The 21695-nt window shown below is 48.7% G+C and carries 14 protein-coding genes; 2 read left to right on the forward strand and 12 right to left on the reverse strand.

Annotated features, from left to right (window positions below; all coding sequences use genetic code 11):
* Nucleotides 1–19 precede the first annotated feature (19 nt).
* From B0475_RS11475 to B0475_RS11530, 12 genes are all read right to left on the reverse strand, one after another.
* Nucleotides 20–841 (reverse strand): sulfotransferase, encoded by an 822-nt coding sequence (locus tag B0475_RS11475; protein WP_077411996.1) that lies wholly within the window; start codon nt 839–841, stop codon nt 20–22.
* A complete protein-coding gene (locus B0475_RS11480) occupies nt 834–1922 on the reverse strand; it encodes a class I SAM-dependent methyltransferase (RefSeq protein ID WP_077411997.1) in 1089 nt (362 codons plus the stop codon). The genes B0475_RS11475 and B0475_RS11480 overlap by 8 nt, the downstream gene beginning before the upstream one ends.
* Nucleotides 1919–3781 carry an acyltransferase family protein gene (locus tag B0475_RS11485; RefSeq protein WP_077411998.1) on the reverse strand — a complete coding sequence of 621 codons (1863 nt, stop codon included), beginning with the start codon at nt 3779–3781 and terminating at the stop codon, nt 1919–1921. The genes B0475_RS11480 and B0475_RS11485 overlap by 4 nt, the downstream gene beginning before the upstream one ends.
* Entirely contained in the window at nt 3778–4698 is a 921-nt protein-coding gene (locus tag B0475_RS11490) for a hypothetical protein (protein ID WP_157892886.1), read from the reverse strand. Before B0475_RS11490 ends, B0475_RS11485 begins: the two co-directional genes overlap by 4 nt.
* Nucleotides 4664–6139 (reverse strand): MBOAT family O-acyltransferase, encoded by a 1476-nt coding sequence (locus tag B0475_RS11495; RefSeq protein ID WP_077412000.1) that lies wholly within the window; start codon nt 6137–6139, stop codon nt 4664–4666. The genes B0475_RS11490 and B0475_RS11495 overlap by 35 nt, the downstream gene beginning before the upstream one ends.
* 22 nt (nt 6140–6161) lie before the next feature.
* Nucleotides 6162–7103: a hypothetical protein gene (locus B0475_RS11500; protein WP_077412001.1), complete on the reverse strand. Its 942-nt coding sequence runs from the start codon at nt 7101–7103 to the stop codon at nt 6162–6164.
* A complete protein-coding gene (locus B0475_RS11505) occupies nt 7069–8529 on the reverse strand; it encodes an MBOAT family O-acyltransferase (RefSeq protein WP_077412002.1) in 1461 nt (486 codons plus the stop codon). The genes B0475_RS11500 and B0475_RS11505 overlap by 35 nt, the downstream gene beginning before the upstream one ends.
* A 57-nt stretch (nt 8530–8586) precedes the next feature.
* Complete coding sequence (locus tag B0475_RS11510; protein ID WP_077412003.1) at nt 8587–9390, reverse strand: hypothetical protein; 804 nt, start codon at nt 9388–9390, stop codon at nt 8587–8589.
* Between the two features lie 70 nt (nt 9391–9460).
* Nucleotides 9461–11581 carry an FG-GAP repeat domain-containing protein gene (locus B0475_RS11515; RefSeq protein ID WP_077412004.1) on the reverse strand — a complete coding sequence of 707 codons (2121 nt, stop codon included), beginning with the start codon at nt 11579–11581 and terminating at the stop codon, nt 9461–9463.
* A 116-nt stretch (nt 11582–11697) separates the two neighbouring features.
* Nucleotides 11698–13623: an ATP-dependent DNA helicase gene (locus B0475_RS11520; protein WP_077412005.1), complete on the reverse strand. Its 1926-nt coding sequence runs from the start codon at nt 13621–13623 to the stop codon at nt 11698–11700.
* Nucleotides 13624–13626: 3 nt separating this feature from the next.
* Nucleotides 13627–14115, reverse strand: a complete 489-nt coding sequence (locus B0475_RS11525) for a tetratricopeptide repeat protein (protein ID WP_077412006.1) — start codon at nt 14113–14115, stop codon at nt 13627–13629.
* A gap of 45 nt (nt 14116–14160) precedes the next feature.
* Nucleotides 14161–16215 carry a transglycosylase domain-containing protein gene (locus B0475_RS11530; protein ID WP_077412007.1) on the reverse strand — a complete coding sequence of 685 codons (2055 nt, stop codon included), beginning with the start codon at nt 16213–16215 and terminating at the stop codon, nt 14161–14163.
* A gap of 106 nt (nt 16216–16321) precedes the next feature.
* On the opposite strand from B0475_RS11530, the gene B0475_RS11535 reads away from it, so the two are divergent.
* Both B0475_RS11535 and B0475_RS11540 read left to right on the forward strand, forming a co-directional pair.
* Nucleotides 16322–17074, forward strand: a complete 753-nt coding sequence (locus B0475_RS11535) for a hypothetical protein (protein WP_077412008.1) — start codon at nt 16322–16324, stop codon at nt 17072–17074.
* Nucleotides 17075–17307: 233 nt separating this feature from the next.
* Nucleotides 17308–21690 carry a glycosyltransferase gene (locus B0475_RS11540; RefSeq protein WP_077412009.1) on the forward strand — a complete coding sequence of 1461 codons (4383 nt, stop codon included), beginning with the start codon at nt 17308–17310 and terminating at the stop codon, nt 21688–21690.
* Nucleotides 21691–21695: the final 5 nt, after the last annotated feature.

Genomic DNA, 21695 nt, shown 5'->3' on the forward strand with positions numbered 1-21695 from the left:
GGAGCTGTGGGCCGCCGTTTCATATAACCGCCGGTTCCGGGTAAAAATATTTGTAATACTGCCCATACTTTTCTAAACAGCCGATGATCGCTTCGGTTTCAGAATGATCGTAATGATCACTGTTGTTTTGTGAGCTGAATTTCAATTCTGCTGGAATGTGACAACCTTCAATCATGCTGTTCAGTATATTGGGTTGTTCAACGAATGATTCATATTTAACCACGTCAACACCTGACTTGTTGAGGTATTTTTTATACATCCAGTCCAACAACAAGACCTGTCGATGTAAACGGTCACTGACGCCACCAAGATGCGCCAGTTGTGGATCAAATTTCTCAGCCATCAAAGAACGGCCTTTGCTGACCGAGACATCCAGTGACCTCCACGATTTGAGCACAGCGACCGGATTCCTGACTGTTGCAATGATCTGAAAATAACCAGATTCAAGCAGCTGATCCAACACCGCCGTGAAATAAATATTGGATTTGATGAACCAGTGTATTTCACTCCAGTGAGGCTCTGGTGTGATCAGCTCCGCTGTTTTGGTTCTTTGGATTCCCTCAGCGGTGCGTTTGAAGTGGTTGTCAGCGATTTCTTGTCCATCCAGACCATAAGTCAATTCGATCGGTTTTTGTCTGCTGACTTGGTTTCTCAGCACGGCCAGGTGATCATTCAAGGCATCTGCCGTGGCATGAGGCTCACTGGTTTGTCTGATTTTTTTTAACCAACCTGGCTCATCCAGCACCAGTGTGTCAACACTGTTTTCGGCAATGGTTTTGATCAACAAGGTACTGCCACTGCGTGGGACGCCGGTGACCAGGGTGGTTTGCCGGTCAGCCATGACCACTGTACTCTTGTTGAATCCTGCCTGACATCGGTTTAGAAACAGCCACCACAGTCAGCCAGTCTAGCCCAGGGCCAACGCCTCCCAGTCTGGTCTCTGTGACCAACAAGACATCCATTGGGGTGGTTTCGATGATGGCCTCCATGGCCCCTCTGGCAAAGCCCCATAAATGTACGGGATCAGGTTCTTTGTTCATCGGGTAATTCACTTTTTGTTCCAGAGGTGTACCAAGCACCACCACATCCACCGGCAATTCACAGGTCTGGCGAATGAGCTTTGCCGGATCTGAAAAGTGTTCACAAAACTCAAACATCGATACCACGTTGGTTTTTTTGCCTTCCTCAGCCAGTCTGGCAATCAGACTGAAAGCGTCTTCACAACTGTATTGTTTGCCAGCAGACGCATTTTTGCTGGCGTATGCCACCCTGCTCGGCTGCAGGTCACAGCCCTTGATTTGCCATTGATCCGTGCCATACAGATAAGGGTTAACCGCATTGGTTATGTAACCCACACCACAGCCCACATCAAGCCACCGGCCCTCATTGACACCCAATTGTCTGAATATCCCGATCAATGTTTCGATGATGTTCACCGCATAGGTTTTGCGAAACACGTGGTTGATGTTTTTGGTCAGCTCAATGGGCACAAAATCCTGGTTCGAATGATCCTTGAATTGTTTGGTTTTCAGTTCTGCAGACAGGCTTTTGTTTTGTTCTTGGTAGTATTGGTCGTAAGCCGCCTGATCAAACCTGACAAATGGTTTGATCGAGCAGGGGTTGATTTGCCCACTGTTGATCAAACCAATGGTTTCATTGCCTTCCTGGCACCAGTGATCAAAAGCACTCAGTCTTGCCAACAACACCGTAGCCAGCTTTTTCAATCTGACCCGTTGGTTGTTTTTCAGACTGTTGATCATGGCTTTTAGGGTGTCACCCAGGTATGCCAGCATGAAACGATCATTGTGCTGCAGTTGCGCCATCACCGATTGCATTTCTGACAAGGTGCGATCGTTGATGTTTTTGGTCTGTATTAATTGAACACACTGGTGCAGTTGTTCGGTCAGGGTTGGGTTGTTCATTGAACTTCTCTTGGCGAATCAAATTGTACCAGGTATTTTGCATAATCCATACTGGCCCCCAATGATAAATGATTTCGGTCATAGGTGACCATTTCTTTCTGATCTTCAGTAAAAACCCGGCATTGCTGCTGAGGACAGAAATAACTGAGCTTATCAATGTATCGCGCTCCGGCCTGCTCAACTTGCTCTTTGGCTTGTTCATTGAGAACGTACAACCTGTTTTGCTGGTGTTGATTGACCCGTTTACTTGCTTCCGCGAAATCGGTTGCACCATGCGCTAAAATACGGGCCTGTTCCTGGTATTGCGGACCCACGCCCAGCACAGTGACCCGCACAGGGTGTTGAATCAGAGTTTGTATACTTTTCCGCAATGCGGGTAACCGGGCAAAATCAATCCTGATGCTGTACACGACTTCATCAACACCTGGGTTGTCAGTCAAGTAATGTAGCAGCCTGTCAAATACCGCATCACACGATTTGTTCAGCACCTGCGAGGTGTTGATGATCGGCGGACAGCCTTTCTCACTCATCAATATGTAGTGATTGTCGGGTTGCCAGGCTGACATGATGTTGAACCCATCTATGCCAAACGAGTCTCCCACAATCAAAACGTTTTGACTGATTTTATGGGGTTCAAGACACTGCTCGCTGATTCCCCTGCTGTGGGTATCACATTGTGAAAACCACAGTTGGTAACGCTGCAGATTAACTGCTTTGTCTGACAACGAAGTGACTTCACTGACCGGTAATACGGTGCTTTTCAGCTGCCCATCCCGACTGATCAGCCAAAAGCAAAGCCAAATCAACAGCAGCACAAAAAACCACAACAACCAACTGTTTCGTCGGTGGTACCTGAAGGGTTGTTCGACAAAACGGTGGAGCAGAACAGCCAATAGCAACGAGCCTGAAAACATGATGACCTGATCAACGCCTTCAGGCTTATGCGGTAAGACAAACAGGTAAAACACCACCACCGGCCAATGAACCAGATACCAGGAATAAGAAAAATTGCCGATGGCGACCATCACCGGATGTTCAAGAATGATGCGGTTGAAGCCCACCGGTCTGATTAACAACAAGACCGCACAGGCCAAACAAGGAATCAGGGGCCACCATGATGGAAACCGTTCAATGAATTCGAATGCATACACACAAGCCACCAACACGGCCAAAGCCAACACGCCGATCAGGGCTGAAAGCCTTTCGGATAACCGCTGTTGTGGCCATAAACAGACCAGTCCGCCCAGGCAAAACTCAAAGACCCTGAATGGCAACAGATAAAAACCAGCATCAGGGTTGCTGGCGGTCACCACCACTGACAGCAACAGGCTGAGGACCGCCATTGCCAACAGGATTAACCGCAGGTTCCATTTTCTGAGGTGTGCCCAAATCAGCATCGCCGGATACAGCACATAAAACTGTTCTTCGACACCCAAAGACCAGGTGTGCAACAGCGGCTTGTATTTAGCGGTGTAGTCCCAATAACCGGCTTCGGTAAAAAAATACAGGTTTGAAACCGAAAACAAGGCCGCCAGCGAGGCCTCTGCTGTGTCTGAAATCAGCACGGCAGGGAATAACAGAACAGCTACCAGCAAAGTCACCGCCAGGGTAACCAGCAATGCCGGAAACAAGCGCCAAAAACGGTTTTTATAAAAACCAAAGAGCTTAAACCCATCCCCCTGCAGGCGTTCAACAATCAGCCGGGTGATTAAAAATCCTGACAAGGTAAAAAACACATCCACACCAATGAAGCCACCATTGCTGAAAGGCACCTCCAGGTGGTCCAGAATCACAGCCAGCACGGCCAATGCCCGCAGACCCTGGATGTCCTTTCTGAACGTCTTCTGCACGGCGGTCATTGATAGCAAGCCTGATCTGCCAATTCAACAAATTGACGGCTTTGATCAGGCATCAAATGATCCTGGTTTATGAAGGCCGCAAACTCAAAAGACATGTCCAATTCCCTGAAATCAACATATTTGAGGCCCAATGATTTAGCGATGTCCTTGAATCGGGAGATGGTTTTCTGATAGGGATCACGGCTGGCTATCATGGCTAAATAGTTCGGATCCACCGGGGTTCTGAGCACACATATACGGGCCCCTTTTGCCTGCAAAAATTCCAGCATCTCCTGATAAATTCTGAAGTAATTTTCAGCCGCCGGTGAACCGTATAACGGTTGCTGGAAATCCACCCTTGAACGGGTTTTATCCAGGCGTTCCTGCGGATCAATTGTGGTCGACCAGTATCTGCTTTTCTTCATTTCATCCGGCCACCTGCGAAAAATCACATCTGTGGCATGTTCAGGGTCAGCCAATCTGATGATTTCCTGAGCAATGCCTTTTTCAAAGACGTATAACTTTGGAATCAACCAATGATTGATGTTGAAAAACTGATGGTGATTTTTGTCATGCCATTGCAGGTGGATTTCACTGATGAATTGCGGTGATGCTTCAACGATTACCTTGCCAGGCATGCGGTATTTGAAATAATTTCTGATGAATAAATCAATCACCGGGATGGTTGAACCACCCCGGCCAAGATTCAAGTACAGATCCTGGTCAATGAAAGAACGGTAAATGTGTGAATCACCTACAGCCACATCAGGGCTGTCCGAACTGTAAACCATGTGGATCCTTTGAGGAACCGATTTGGGAATGGTCACAATGTAAGACCGCAGAAACCACTCCGTGGTAACCAGAAAGGTCAGCACCATCAACAACACCATATACAGGTGCCGTTTAGAAAAACCGGTAGATAAATTCTGAGTAGCCATTGCCAATGATTTTAAATAACGAAATAAATACCATCAAGGTGATGATTGCGGTAAACCAAATACCAGGGTTCCAGCTCGATGTACTGGCGTAGTTGTGATTTTGCTGATAGTCCATGACCTCCTGCGTATTGGGAAATGTTTTGACCACCACACACAATAACAACACCAGCAACAATGTCAGCCAACCAGGTCCCGGAATGACAAATACCGCCTGCTCAAGGATGTTGCCCGGCAAATCCATACCGAAGTTTAACAAGCTGCTGGCCAAGGTAAGGATGCTTCCCACTGATTCAGACTTAAAGACAATGAAGGTGAGGTTGACAAACAGAAAGGTCATTATCCAGCTGCCCAGATCGTACATTTTCGAATCCGCTGCCACGCGGGCAAATCCAGGCGACATTTGTTGTCTGTATAAATGATTGACCACCAGAGCAAGGCCATGCAAACCGCCCCAAATGATGTAAATCCAACCGGCTCCATGCCACATACCACCCAACAACATGGTGATCATCAAAAATACGTATCGGTTCACCACGCCTTTGCGGTTTCCACCCATTTGGATGTATAAATAGTCCCTTAAAAATGCCGATAAGGTGATGTGCCAACGACGCCAGAAAGCAATGATGCTGCGCGACTTATACGGCGAATTGAAGTTGATTGGTAACTGTATACCAAACAGCAAGGCACTGCCAATGGCAATGTCCGAATACCCTGAAAAATCAAAGTAAATCTGTAATGTGTATGCCAGTGAACCACTCCAGGCAAGCCAGGCTGAAAGCGCCTGCCCCTGATGGCTGAGTTCGAACACCCAATTGGCGTGGGGGGCCAGTCCATCTGCCAGTACCACTTTTTTAAACAGGCCAATGATGATGATGGTGATCCCGGCCGCAATGATCTTGTGGGTCAGTTTGATTTCATGACGACTGGAAAACTGCGACATCACGTCTTTGTGGTGCACAATGGGTCCTGAGATCAATTGTGGAAAGAAAGCCACGAATAAGACATAGCTTCGGAAGGTATTGTCTTCTATTTTGCCTTGTTTGGCATCGACCAGATAGGCAATTTGCTGGAAGGTAAAAAATGAAATGGCCAATGGCAAAATCACTTGTTCAAGCAATCCTTCCAAGCCAAAAATGCCAAGGAAAAACTGACTGTACTTGTAGTAACCCAGGATGACCAGGTTAACAACAATACCTAAAATCATCACCCAACGGGCATACCAACGCTGTTTCATGATCACCTGGCCAGCGAGGTAATTGAAGCAGATTGATCCCAGCAACAGCAACAAATATTCGACTTTCCACCAGGTGTAGAACAGGAAAGATCCGGCAATCAGCCAATAGATGCCAGCCACCTTGTGGCCCATTCTGATGAACAGGGCATAGACCAGTGTCATCAGTGGCAAAAAAATCAACAGGTATTCAAGTGAATTGAACAACACGGCTTACATGCTCCTGAGGTGGTCAGCGGTTGCCTGAACTGCTGTGTGGGTCAAAACAACGGCTGAAAACCAATGCAGAAAACGTTTTACTGGCTGCCGGAGTGATGTGGTCCTGATTGATGAATGCTGATTCCTCGAAGTCAATCGGTAATTCCTGAAAGTCTACGTAGCGGACATTATAGTCTCTGGCCAGTTCCAGGAAAAATAATTCTGCTTGCAAATACGCCTCACTTTGAGCGGTGACTGCCAGATATTCTGCGTTGACCGGCGGCCTGACCAGGCACACACTGGCTTGTTTTGACAAGAGCCCGCTGATCAGCTCCCGGTATATCCGTTGATAGTCTGCCGTTCTGTTGTCCTGCCATTGTGGCATGTGATGCTCAACCCTGGCCCGGACCCTGTTGCTGCGTTGTTGGTCAGTCATTGCCAACCATGCCTGACTGCTGGCCTCAAATTCAGGCGGCTGAGATTGCATCAGCAACTGATAAGCCTGACTGACTGATTTTATTTCGTTGATGAATTCGGTGATGCCTTTTTCAAACAGGTATGGTTTGTAAAAGGCCATATTCAGATTGAAATACGCATCGTAACGCTGGGTGTTCCGCTCCAACTGAGGTTTGCTGAACAATTGTGGCGAAGCCTGTAAAACAACCCTGGATGGTATTTTATTGCTGAAATATTTCTCCAGAGTCAGTTTTACCGCAGGTATGGGATTACCCCGTCGGGCCAGATTCACGAAATCCTGCTGTTCAAGAAATGCCCGATACATTTGTGAATCTCCAGCCACCACCTGATCACCGGTGGCCTGGTAAACCCGGTTAATCAATGCCGGTGTCGACCTTGGCAGTTTCACCACAATCAGTCGCACAAACAATTCTGCCGTGATTAACAACAGCAAGAGCAACATCACCAGTAGCCGCCAGTAACGTTTAAAAGAACCGGTAGATGAATTCTGTGTATCCATTGGTCATGATTTTAAAAAATGAAATTGCCGACAACAAAAATATGACAAACACCCATAAACCATTGGGCTTCCAGAGGGCTTGGGTGAGAACCTTGTTCTCTACATCATACCCCATGATTTGTTGGGTATTGGGCAAAGCAGTCACCACCACCACGAGCGATAACAACCAACCCAATAAGAAAACCACTTGTGTGGTAGCAAACACACCAGTACCTGACTCAACACCCGGCTCAATAAAAAACATCAACGACATGATGTCACCGAGTAAGTGCAGATCGTTCACCCTGAAAACCACAAAAGCCAGTACCACAGCCAAAAAAGTCATCAACCAGGAGCTTGCATGCCATACAGATTGTGAAAAACGGGCGTTCACTGACCTGCCCGGCAACCACTTTCGGAACACATGATTGATGATCAGAAAAACACCGTGCATACCCCCCCAAAGCAGAAAAGTATAAGCCGCACCATGCCACAACCCGCCCAACAACATGGTCACCATCAGAAACACCATTTGCCAGAAATAACCTTTGCGGTTTCCTCCAAGCGGAATATATAAGTAGTCTTTGAGGAACCTGGACAACGTCATGTGCCAGGTCCGCCAAAACATGATGATACTGGTCGACTTAAGGGGAGAATTAAAATTAATGGGCAAGAATACACCAAACATCAAGCCCAATCCTATGGCCATATCTGAGTATCCGGAAAAATCAAAATAAATCTGAAAAGTATATGCCACAGAGGCCATCCAGACCTCGCGGGCATTGGAAGACTGCAACAAGTTTTCCTGCTCGAACACCTGTTTCACATACCAGGCCAATTCATCGGCCACACCCACTTTTTTAAACAGCCCGATGATAAAAAAAGTCATGCCTGCTGCCATCAACTTGTGCTGGAAAGTTCGTGCCTGATGAAATTGTGGCATCATTTCTGAGTGATGTACGATCGGCCCCGAAATCAGTTGCGGAAAAAAAGTCACAAACAAGGCATATGATGCCAGAGACTGATCTTTGACTTTACCCTGATGGCTGTCAACCAAATAGGCAATTTGCTGAAAAGTAAAAAATGAAATGGCCAGTGGCAGCACAATGTTCATGGTGGCTGACTCATGCCAGCCTAAACCAGCCAGGGTTTCAAGGATCAGGTTGGTGTATTTGAAATAAATCAATACAGCCAAATTGGCAACCACACCTGTTGCCAACCAGCCCATTGATTTATTTTTCTGTAACCTGATCCCAATGAAGTAATTGAACATCATTGAAATCAGCAACAGATACAAATAGCTCCATTTCCACCACCCATAAAAAAACAATGAACACAAAATCAGGGCAACAGCAGCCAGACCCGGTGAGTATCGGTTCAACGACCAAAACAACAGCAGGCAGCCTGGCAGAAACACCAGCAGAAACAATAACGAATTAAAAAGCATAAAAAAAACCTGCCTTTTACAAGGCAGGTTTTAGTTGATCAATTGATGTTAATTGAATCAGGGAGCTGGAGGAGTGTGCGGACATGCTCCACCACCGATGAAGGTTTGTCTTCTTGATTCAAACTCATCAAAGTAGTATTCCTGACCAGCTGCAATACTTTCATGAACACCCATTTGACCGATACGGGTCAGGAAGATGCCTTTGAAGATCGCTGGATCAAGGTCCAGACCAGTCAACTCAAGTATACGAGGATCTGTTTCATTTTCAGCATCAATCCACATTTTCAGGTGACCTGTGTCATTGGCGCCAAACAACAAATCATATTCCAGTCTGAATGGTGCGTCAGGAACCGGGAAGTTAAAAACGTTACGCTTGGCAGCACCTGCTATGTTGTTGTCACGCACATAACCAATGATTCGGTAATCTGGAGTGGCCGCATTTGCATTGGTGTTGTCAAATTTCAACATCAGGTTATCAAAACCAAAGCAGCTGTTTGGGCCAGCAGGTGATCCACAAGATGCAATGTGTACCTTCAAACGTCTTTCCGGACCGGTTGAAGGCAGTTCAATGTTGTTGGGGTTGAAGCAGAAAGAAACACGGTAGCGAAGTTCGCCATTTGGGCTGTCGTCCTGTACCCAGTGACGTGCAGCGCCGCCTTGTTGCTCAGCAACTTCCAGTTGCAAACCACAAGATGTGTTGTCATGAGCAGCCTGATCAGATACTGACAACAGATTGGCTGGGTTTTGGTTAGCAGACCAAGCCGCAATGTTGGTCAGGTCACAGGTTCCGCCAGCAAAACTGCTCACACTGAACAGCAAAGAAGCGGCCACAACGCCTGCTTTTAATATGGTTTTTTTCATAATATCCTCTAAATAAATCGTGATGGTATCTATTATAACGAAGTTCTTTTTATTATCGGTCACATTTTTTTTATTTTTCTGCGCCGTTGTAGAAAACCACATCGTTGTGCCTTATTTTGATCACTGCATTTTCATCAAACGCGGTGATGACTGAAACGCTTTGCCGGTTGGTTCCGTTCACTGCTGTGTTGAAAACTGATACATCACTGATCCCCAGGACACTTAATTCATCTGGATCCAGAGAAGGCATTCTAAATGGGTCGTTGATTTGGTAGAGCAGATCAACAAATGGAGCACCTACCCGCAATACATCAGCCACTGAATCATATGACAATGCCCTGGGTCTGGTCACCGTACTGATGATTTCCGTCAACACAAGTCCACCGGCTGTGAGCACCCCCTGATAGACAGAATTGCCGCCTGATTCAGAAATAAACACCCCCTTCTGCTGGAGTCCTGCCAGTTCTGCCACCTCAATGTCATAAGGCCGCGCAAGATTTTCGGCAACAATGAACCGACTGAATGAACCTGACCCGTTGTTTTCAAAAACATCCACCCTGCCAGTGAAAAAGTTCAACACCAGCAGATCAGGCAGCTGATCTCCGGTAAAATCGCTGGCTGCCACAGCCACCGGTGCATCTGTCTGATCAGAGACCAGGTGTCTGATAAAGTGATCAGCGGCTTGTTCATACCAATACACCTCATTGGTGGCACTGGAAATGGCCACGACATCGATTTGTCCATCCTGGTTGAGGTCAGCCAGGGCGATGTCATTCACAGCGGTCAGCTGATCATCTATCAGGTGCCTGGTGAATTGAAACTCACCGTGATTCTGGTACCAGTAAATACTGTTGTCATTGGTGGCTGCCGCAACCACATCCGGTAACCGGTCATCATTCAGGTCAGCCAGTAACACCTTCGCAGCGCCCCTGGCATTGGTGTCTATGTAATGTTTGGCATGATCAAGCCCATCATAGACAATCACCTGATGGCTCCTGAAACTGGCAGCCACCGAGTCTATGGCCCCATCCTTGTTAAGATCCCCGTTCACAACTGCATTGGCTCCCTCTGGATAATCTTCCCAGACCACCACCTCTTGGTTCAATTGGCCGGGGTCATACAACAGCACCCGTTGACTGAAAAAAGATTGGGTAATGATCCAGGGTTCAGCTGATTCACTGAGTGCTGCCACATGGACACTCACATAACCATCCCTTAGATTGGCATGCAACGTCGACTGGGCGTTGGATATGGGCTCATAGGAAATCACTTGACCAAGTCCACCCACAGTGATCAGCACTTCTTCAGCCGGATCATCATTGATATTGGCACAGTGTATGCCATTGACCGCAATTAATGATCCGATTTCAATCTTCTGAAACTGGCCACCTCCCAGGTTGACCATTCCCAGCAGCTGTTCATTGGCCGAGGTGTAGACCACGAAATCTTGTTTTTCATCCTGATTGATGTCACACAAAGCCAGTTCATTGGCACCGGGGAAGTGTTGGTCTATGGGGACAGCTTGAAAGTTCAATGCACCCTGGTTCTCCAGCAACCACACGTCATTGGTACCTGAAGCTGATACCAGCACATCCGGCAACTCATCCTGATTAAAATCCGCAACCAGCAGCATCCTCGGCTGACTGATGTTGTTGACAATTTGCCGGGTCTGATACTGGCTGCCGGCCTGGTCTTTCTGGCTCAGATAAACCGCGTCATTTTGAAATGACAAACTCATTACCTCAAAATCACCATCACCGTCAAAATCATGAGCCTGAGCATCAATCGGCAAAAACACCTGGTCAGTAACTAAGGTTTTCCGGTAGCCGTCGTCAAACGGTTCAATCAAGTGAATCTGGTCGGTCTGGACCGATGGTATGATGAAGTGCCACCCTTGATCATGGTATGCTGAAAAACGCAGTGCTCCCGGCGTGTCTTCACTGATCATCAATTGGCTGAAATTCATCTGTCCATCATTCAGATAGCCCCTCAGGCTGCCATCTTCAAATGACAAGGAAACCAGATCCATGTCACCATCCTGATCGATATCAATGGGTCTGGTATCGACGATACCAAGTTGTGAAGGGCCGTGAACATAAGTCAGCACATCATGGCCTGAACGCTGATACTGAATGCTCAGTACAGGCTCGGCAAACAACAACATGCAACCCCAATAAAGCAATTTTTTCATCGCCACATTATGACACAGCACATGTCATGGTGATGTTAAACGATGTCTGGGGTTATGGTCTTGTGGTGTTTGAAAATGGGTCACAAGCTGTCAATGCAAACTGGCTGATACCAACATCAATGACCATTGGAGGCAGTGGACTGGGTCATGAAACGAATGGCTGAATCCAGTTCATGGGTCACTGGCATATCCGGTAAAGAATTTAAAAAACGGTTGCCGTATGACTTGCTGATGATGCGACGATCACAAATCACCAACACCCCACGGTCATCAACGCCGCGGATTAATCTGCCGGCCCCCTGCTTCAGGCTGATGATGGCTTTCGGTATTTGTAAATCATAGAATGCTTTACCACCATGCTTATTGATGTGTTCAATCCGGGCTTTCAGGACCGGCTCTCCCGGATGGGCAAAAGGCAGTTTATCAATGATCACACAGCTCAGGCTGGTGCCAGAAACATCAACCCCTTCCCAGAAACTGGCGGCCCCCAGTAACAAGCCATTACCCGCGGCCCTGAAGTCTTCCAGCATCTGATTGCGGTCTGCCTGACCCTGCACAAATAACGGCCTGTCACTGACCTGACGAAAATGACTGGCAGCCATCTGGAGCGAGCGGTGAGAAGTGAACAACATAAAGACCCCACCGGTGGCCTGCTCAATCAAAGGCTGCAGGTATTCAAACATGCGCTGATTGAAGTGGAAATCATTGGGCTCAGGGAGGTTTTTGGGCAACAACATCAGCGCCTGAGACTGGTAATCAAAAGGACTGTCCAGCAACAGGGTCTGAGCCGGCTCAAACCCGGTCTGGGACTGAAAATGAGCAAAGGATTGATCCACTGCCAGGGTGGCTGAGGTTAACACCCAGGCCGCATCCATGGTGGCCCTGAATTCGGACAGCGGATCAGCGACATCCAGTGGTGATTTGTGCAAAGCGAAGTATTTTTCGCGGGCTTCAAACCAATAGACGTAAGCAGGATCACTCTGTTGACGCATGTCCTCCAGCAAGTCAATCATGGCAGCCAGTCTGACATAACCATTTTGCAACCCGGTGGATTGCACCACCAGAGGTTCAAGCGCACTGAGTAAAGTGTTGGCTTGGTGCATCAACAAATCGAAAGCCTCAATCACGACAGGGGTTTGAAACAAGCGCCGGGTACTCTCCCGTTCAGGCATCTGACTCATGACCAGCAAGGCATCACGCAAAGCGCGTTTGAAATGCTCATGTGGTTCACTGATGGCCGCAAATGCCGCATCCACCTCACCGGCTTCGGTCAACAAATCATTGAGCAGCTCTTTGCATTGTCTGGAGCTGAACAGATGGGTGAAAAAACGGCCGGCTATCTCCGGCACCTGATGAGACTCATCCAGCACGATCAGGTCCGCATTGGGTAGCAATTCGCCAAAACCACCCTGTTTGATGGCCATGTCAGCAAACAGCAGGTGATGATTGATCACCAGCAAATCAGCATCCAGCGCTTTGCGCCGCGCTTTGTAAACAAAACAGTCCTGATAGTGATCACACTCTGAACCCAGGCAGTTTTCCGGGGTTGAGGTCAGGTTGGCCAGCAACAAGCGGTTTTCAACCTGATCTACGAACTCAGACACTTCACCCAATGAGGTGTCATAAATCCACTGCCGGAGGTGCTTAAACAACGCTTTGTTTTCCGGAAACCGACTGATCGGCATCAACGCCGCCTTGTGGTAGCGGTGCAGACACAGGTAGTTATTACGGCCCTTCAGTAAACGGGCTTTGATCTTCAGCGACATGGCTGTCAACAGCCGGGGTATGTCTTTGGTAAACAATTGATCCTGCAGGGTTTTGGTGCCTGTAGAGACAATCACTTTTTTACCGGAAATCAGGGCCGGCACCAAGTAGGCAAAGGTTTTTCCGGTTCCGGTACCAGCTTCAGCAATCAGCACATCCTGCTGATCAATCACCTCAACAATTTTTTCTGCCATGATGATCTGTTGCTCACGAGGTACAAAGCCGCTGATGTTTTGTGCCAGCAGGCCATCGTCTCCCAGAACGTCGATTACATTCATGGTTCAGAATCTGGGTGCTTGTTTTTGACTGCAACCTGCAACGGACTCCAGGGCACGGGACTGGGTTTCTACATCTGCCAGCATTTCAGCCGCCAATGCGAGGGTGCGTCTTGAACGTTCACACAAAGGACCAAAAGCAGGCCCCTGATTCACCACCATCGATGACCAGTCAAAAGCCAACTGATACTGACCATCGGACAAATAAACCTCTGCCATGTGCTGTTGCACCAGTGCTGATTGTGGACTGATGTCCAAAGCCCTTTTCAAAGTCATCAGGGCCTGGTTATGCATCCCCTCCTTTAAGTGCTCATCGGCCTGACTGACTAAAATCTGCACCGCTTCTGGTGCCATGGGTGCAATTTGTATCACCGACTCAGACTGTTCTGCTGGTTGACGGACTTCATCATCAACATCTACCCGACGCAAGCTACAATGGGTCAGTGACATGGCCAACAGGATCAATACAGGTATTTTGAAGAGGGTCGTTTTCATAGCCGCTCATGATATCGGTATTCACCTGTACCCACAAGGGTCAGATCATAAATTAAGGAATAAATGAGCCCATAAAATCAGTGCTCCGCTGCTGCCTGTGTAGCGGGTGGCTCCATTGTCATCCCGACCCACCCAAACCGTGGCCTGCAGGTGCTGATCAAACCCGGCAAACCAGCTGTCACGGCCGGCATTGGTGGTTCCGGTTTTACCAAATAAAATACCAGGAATGCGGAATTGTTGTGTCAATTTTCTGGCCGTACCGCTGGTGGTGGTTTCATGCAAGGCCTGATTGATGACATCAATGTTTTGCCGATCGGCAATGACGTTCTGTTTGATGCGGCTTTCACTGAGCACCCGTCCATCACTGCCAGTCACATAATTAACCGCCAATACCTGGGCATTGACACCTCGCGAGGCGAACACACCGAACAGGTGGTGCACTTCAAATGGAGTCAGTTCTGTGGCACCCAGGAACAGGGAGTAATGATTGCTGCGCTTGATGGTTAAACCCAATTTGGAAAGAAAGCGAATAAATGGGGTCAGACCGATGCGCTGAGCCAGGTGAACCGTGGCCTGATTTCGGGATTGCACCAGAGCCTGTCTGGCACTGATTTCACCGAGGCTTTGCTGATCCCAGTTTTTTGGTTGCCAAACCGTGCCATCATCAGTGGTCATCCTGATCGGAGTGTCAGACAACGGCGCCTCCAGATCGAAGTCCGGCAACAGCTCCAGAGCTGCCAGGTATACCAGTGGTTTAATCAATGATCCAATCTGCCGCTTGGCCAACAAGGCCCGGTTATAATGAGAGCGGGTGTTTTTGGAACCTGATACTGCCATGAGTTGAGCATTCTGCGCACCTGAAACAATGATGGCACTTTCCACGTCTTCAGACAACCACTGGCTGGTTTGCCTGGCGGTCTGGTTGGTTCTGAATTGCACATAAGGGTCCAGGAAAGTAAATATTTTCAAGCCTTTCTGACTGAGGTCGGCACGACTGAACTGGCTGCGAAGCTGCCTTTTGACCACATCTATGTAGTCCTCATAATCGGTTTTCAGCCGCCGGTGTTGAGAAACCCCAAGGGGTTGCCTGTTGGCTGATTGCCATAATGACTGGCTAATGATGCCCGTGTCATACCAGATTTTGAGTACCAGATTGCGGCGCTCTGTGGCACGCTGAGGTTGCTTATATGGGTTGTACCAGGATGGACCCTTGATGATTCCCACCAGCAAAGCCTGTTCAGCGATTGACAGACGTTCCACCGGTTTGGCGAAATAGTACTGCGCCGCTTCCACCACCCCATGAATGGCCACAGGACCGTCCTGACCCCAATAAATTTCGTTGAAGTAAAGCTGTAATATGTCTTGTTTGCTTAACTTGTGCTCTACCAGGGTGGCGGCCAGCGCTTCATGCAGTTTTCTGAACAGGTTGTTGTCATGGTACGCCAGTTTGTTTTTCACCAGTTGCTGGGTCAACGTGCTGCCGCCCTGCACCACCCTGCCAGCCATCAGGTTTTTAATGGCGGCCCGCAGAATACCCACCCAGGATACCCCGTGGTGGTGTTTGAATTGACGGTCCTCAACTGCCTGTAGTCCTTGAACCATTGAATCCGGTATGCTGGTGATGGCAACGGGCTGCCGGCTTTCCAGTCCACTGGAAAAAAACTGACCTATGACCTTCGGTTCAAGGCGGTAAATCTCAGGTGAAAGGTAACTGATGCGGCCCCGATCAATGGTGACTTTGACACGCCTGGAATGGGTGGCACCATCGGCAAACTGAAAGCCTTTGCTGTAAATATCAAACTGATCCTTGTATCGCTGATATTGCCCGGGTTTGGGGGTCCCGGAAACCGCCTGGTAACCCAACAGATCAAGCTCATACTGTAAGGCGCTGGTGGTGAGCCTTTTTTCCAGGTAGAGCTCCAGAGGCCTGGCATAAATCACCGACGGAATGTCCCATTGTTCATCCAGCATGGATTCAGTAACATGATCAATGTACAGATACCAGGGCACACACAAACCCAGCAACAGTCCGGGGATAAACCACAGCAGACGGCGCAGCCAGTGTTTCAGGCGATTGGGTTGAGGGCGTTTTTTAGCCAATTAAAAACCGACACAGTTCACAAAAAAAGTGGGCTCATATTAACACGAGATTAAATATCAGTGAGTACAATGAGCACTTTGAAATCAATTGAGAAGAGGATCAACCATGCACATAAAATACCTTTGGATCACAGCCTGCCTGGGTACCGGAATGGCCACAGCGGATACCACCCTGACTTACAACAGCCAGAGTGGCGCTGGCAATTCACAAATGTTTCTGACCGACGGACTGGTCAAAATGACACATCAGTCAGAAACAGATACCGCTGTTCTGTTCGATGCCCGAAACACCTCCTTCACCATCATTAACCATGGCCAACAATCCTACATGGTGTTTGGTAAGAAAGAACTGGAAGCCCTTGGGGATGTGTCCAAAATGATCGACAAAATGCTCGAAGAACAATTGGCTCAGCTGCCAGCTTCTCAGCGGGAACAAATGCGCGGCATGATGAAACAAATGGTCCAGAAACAAATGCCCAAGCAAGTACCGGCACCTGAGTATGTGAAAAGCGGAGCCACAGACAGCCACAATGGATACAACTGCGATGTGGTGATCAAACAAGTCAAAGGCGCCAAAGATGCTGCTTTTTGTGTGATTGATTATGATGAGCTGGGAATCAGCAGCAGTGAATACGCGGCCATCAATCAATTCATGCAAACGGCTGAAAAACTGGCCGCTCAGTTTGGTCAGGACCAAAGCATGAATTTTGATTCCATCGGCCAGGTTGTGCCGGTTTTCTATGAAATGGATGGCGAGAAAGCCTACCTCTCAGATGTCAGTAATGAACAGCTGCCGGCCAGTACATTCAAGGTACCTGAAGGCTATAAGAAAGAATCCCTGCCTGAACAGATGTTCTGACCCCTCACCAAGTTGATCACCTGAGTGCAGACACGTACCGTACCATGCGCACTCAGGTTTTTTTGGCTACTCAGGTCTGGTACGAAATAACAAAAACACAGTCAGATCATGACCCGGTTGAGAACCACAGGGATGAAGGAAATACTGGCCGGCACACAGCACAATTCCCGCAAAGCCCCAAGATCATTCCTTTTGAAGTCCCCAGACCTTGCTTCTTTTGGTAGAATGCGCGGATGATTGAAAATGCTCATCTGGTTTACTACAACAGTCCCGAATCGGTGTCTGCCAAAGACTGCTGGCACACCGATCACCCGGTTTGTGATGACGTGTTGTTTGATCTCATCCGACAACACGTCAGTGGTGAATCAATCATTGTGGTCATCAATGCCGCTGCTGATTTGCCTGCCTACTGGTTACAACGATTGTTGCAACCGCTGCATAATCACCCTGAAGCCTGTTGGTCCAGTTGCCTGACAACCGGGGTATACCAGTTGTCACCTTTGAATTGTGACACCTCTTTTCAGGGCAGCACCACTGAATTGGATCATGTGGTTTTTCTCAGACAAGGAAGCGGCGCTTTCCTCAGCGACCATTACAACCCTCATGCCTTTGCCGTCAGAAATAAAAGTCATTTGCAATCGCCTGAACAGGTGTATGTGGCCAGCAACCTGTTCATTGAGCCAATGGGTGAGTCAGCCCTCAGCGGTGCTGCCGCTCCTGATACAGGCGACCAGAATCCACTCCCCGCACATCCTCTGGCTACACTGCAATGGTATTTACAAAGCCAACAGTCATCCGGTCAAACACTGAGTTATCCAGGTCTGAACAAGCAGCCCAGTGTGCTTCATGTGGTCATGGATTGGGGTGGCGGAGTGCATCACTGGCTGAAAAGCTTCATCAGACAACTACCCCAACTCAATCATTATGTATTGGTCAGTCATGGCGAATTTTACCGTCAGCAACATGGCGAGAAGTTCACTCTTTGCTGGGCCGGTACTCAGGACGTGATCCAGGAATTTCATTTCAGCCAACCCATCGATGCCACCTGTGTTCACCATCCTGAATACCAACAAATGCTAAAAACCATCCAGCACAATTACGACATCAAGGCAATGGTGGTATCAACCATGATCGGGCATGCCATGGACTGTTTGAACACCGGATTGCCGACCATGCGGGTGCTGCATGATTACTTTCCACAGTGGCCCAGCCTCAATGCCCGCCTGGATAGAGAACTGGATGAGGCAGCCATTGAGCAGGCGTTACAAGACACGGTAGATGAACCTTTCGGATCCATCAGCCGTGAACAATGGCAACATTGGCAGGCAGCACATGAACAGCTGTTGGATCAACCGAACATAAAGGTGGTGGCTCCTGATCATTCGGTGATTGACCACACGAGTCGGCTGAACCATCCAAACAGCATGCGTCACGCGCAAGTCATTCCTCATGGTGCAGACTTGTTAAAACCGATCAACTACCAAGCTGAATCAACACCATTCAGAATCCTTGTTCTGGGTCGCCTGAGCCGTTCCAAAGGCACTGACTTGTTGCACCCGCTGATCCAACAGTTGAATGCGGATACCGATATTGAATTCATCCTGTTGGGCAGTGGTCGTGAAGGGGCTGCCTTTGATTGTTATGAGCAAGTTCACGTCATCAAGGACTACCAGACCGATGAGCTGGTCCAGCAAGTCTCCGGGCTGTCACCTCAGCTGGCCCTGATCCCGGCTGAAACTGCGGAAACGTTCAGCTACACCTTGTCTGAATTGCTGATGTTGGGTTTGCCAATTCTGGCTACTGCCGTTGGCGCTTTGAAAAACCGCATCGAACCCGGAAAGAATGGCCTGTTGGTGAAGCCACAGGTGGCTGTAATCAAGTCGCAGATTGAAGAACTCAGGAAAGATCACAACCGGCTTGAACAACTTGCCAGTGGTGCCAGATCAGCGGTTCATCATTCATTGCCAGACATGGCAGCAGCGTATGAAAAACTGTTTGATGAAATGTCACTGACTGCCTCAGCAACTCCAAACAGTGGCTTGTTGATCAATGACCGGCTGGCCGATCAGGTGATGGCGAACCAGTCTCATCGACTCAGGCTGAAAGCCCGAATTGATGAACTGCAATCTGAACTGGAAGACCGCACTGCCTGGGCCCAACAACAAAGCGAACAGGTTGAACACCTGGAGCTGAACATTGAGCTGGAGCGCAAAGAACAGAAAAAGCTCCATCAAACCATCGTCAAACAACAACAGGATTACCGCCAAAAGGAACAGCAATTGCACGACAGCATTGAACAACAGAACCAAACCAGACTACAACTTGAAGCGCAGCAATCAAACAACCTGCAATTACAGGAGCAACTGGAAAACCTGCACGAATCGCTGCAACAGCAACAGCAGCAACACAATGAATTAAGCCGCAAGCTGGACGAACTGAATCAGCAGTACAATGCCATCGTTCAAAGCTCATCCTGGCGCATCACCAGGCCAATTCGGGTGATTGTGCGGTTTTTAAGACACCGCAAAAACGCCCTCGCTTTTCGCTTCAGACAATTGACCGGACTGCCCAAAAGGGTCAACAACAGCCTGAAAACCAGGGGCCTGAAGCAAACCACTCAGTTGGCCGTCAACAAGCTCAAAAAACAACCACCACCAGATTCTGTCAAACCGGCCGGGCCGATCAGCGAAACCTTTGGCCCGCTGTCACTGAACACTTCGGATGCGCCGCTGGTGAGTGTCATCATACCGGTCTACAACCATTATCAGCATACCCATCATTGCCTTCAATCTTTAGCGGTGCTGCCTGACAGCACAGCTTTTGAAGTGATTGTGATTGACGACTGTTCGACCGATGACACCGCGATCAATCTGCAGCAAATCAGCGGCATCACCGCTCATACCCAGGCTCAAAATGGTGGTTTCATTGAATCGTGCAACACCGGGGCCAGTCTGGCCAAAGGTGAATATGTGCTGTTTTTGAACAACGACACGGAAGTTCGCCCTGGCTGGCTGGATACCCTGGTAAACACGTTCAGCCAGTTTCCTGATGCGGGCCTGGTCGGCTCCCAGTTGATTTATCCTGATGGTCGTTTGCAGGAGGCCGGGGGCATCGTATTTGCTGATGCCTCAGGCTGGAACTATGGCCGGCTTGATAAACCAGATCTGCCCGCCTACCAACACCTCAGGGAAGTGACGTATTGCAGCGGTGCCAGCATCCTCATCAAACGCGCACTCTTCAATCAACTTGGCCAGTTTGACCGACGCTACAAACCAGCCTACTATGAAGATACCGACCTGGCCTTTGCAGTCAGGAAAGCCGGTCTGAAAGTGTATTACCAGCCATTGAGCCAGGTGATCCATTTTGAAGGTATTTCTTCCGGTACTGACCTGACTTCAGGTACCAAAAAATACCAGGTGATCAATCAACAAAAATTCCTTGATAAATGGCAGGCAGAACTGCAACAACAACCTCAGCCCGGTACAGACATTGAAATCTGTCGGTTTCAGAATCAGCCACCCAGGGTGTTGATCTTTGATGCCTGCACCCCAACACCGGATCAGGACTCGGGTTCACTGCGGATGTATAACTTGATGCAAATCCTTACAGAGTTGGGTTACCAGGTAAGCTTTATCCCGGAAAACATGGCTCACTTTGCTCAATACACCCGTGATTTACAGGCCCTGGGGGTTGAGTGTATTTACGCGCCTCAATACAGCACACCGATGGAATACCTGAAAGACAAAGGCCAGTACTTTCAGGTTGTGGTGCTCAGCCGATACTATGTAGCCGCCCCTTTGATGGCTTCGATCCGGTCTTATTGTCCCTCTGCCAGGTTGTGGTTTGATACCGTTGATCTGCATTACCTGAGGGAATTGCGCATGGCTGAAGTGGCTGAAGACGAAAGCCTGATTAAGGCTGCCAGAAAAACCAAACAGCAGGAATTGGGCGTTGCCCGGGGTTGTGACACCACCCTGGTGGTCAGCCCTTATGAGCAACAGGTACTCGCTGAAGAAGTGCCGGAATTACAGGTAGAGGTGATTTCCAACATTCACGAGGTATATGGTTCTCGCTATGGCTTCAGTGAACGGCGCGACATCCTCTTCATCGGAGGCTATCAACACACCCCCAATGTCGACGGCATTTTATGGTTTGCTGATGACATACTGCCACTGATCACCAAGCAGATACCAGAATTGACCTTGCACATCGTTGGTTCCAAAGCCCCTCCGGAAGTGGAACAACTGGGCCAACGCCCTAACATTCAATTTCATGGTTTTGTTGAAGACATTGATCCTCTGATGCAAAAAACACGCATTGCTGTGGCCCCATTGCGATTTGGTGCAGGGGTGAAAGGTAAGGTCAACATGAGCATGAGCCATGGCCAGCCCGTGGTGGGCACCCGGGTGGCTGTCGAGGGGATGCACACCACCCACAGAAAGGATGTGATGATGGCTGATGAGGCGTCCGCATTTGCCCAACATGTCGTGGAATTGTATCAGGATCCCGACCTGTGGGCCCAGGTCTCTCAGGGTGGCCTGGAAAATGTGCAACGATGGTTTTCATTTGAGGCCGCCAAAGCGCAGATTGAAAAGCTGTTAACAGGTTCACATTAATCCGG

It is taken from the genome of Marinicella sediminis, from assembly GCF_002000055.1.
GTDB lineage: Bacteria > Pseudomonadota > Gammaproteobacteria > Xanthomonadales > Marinicellaceae > Marinicella > Marinicella sediminis.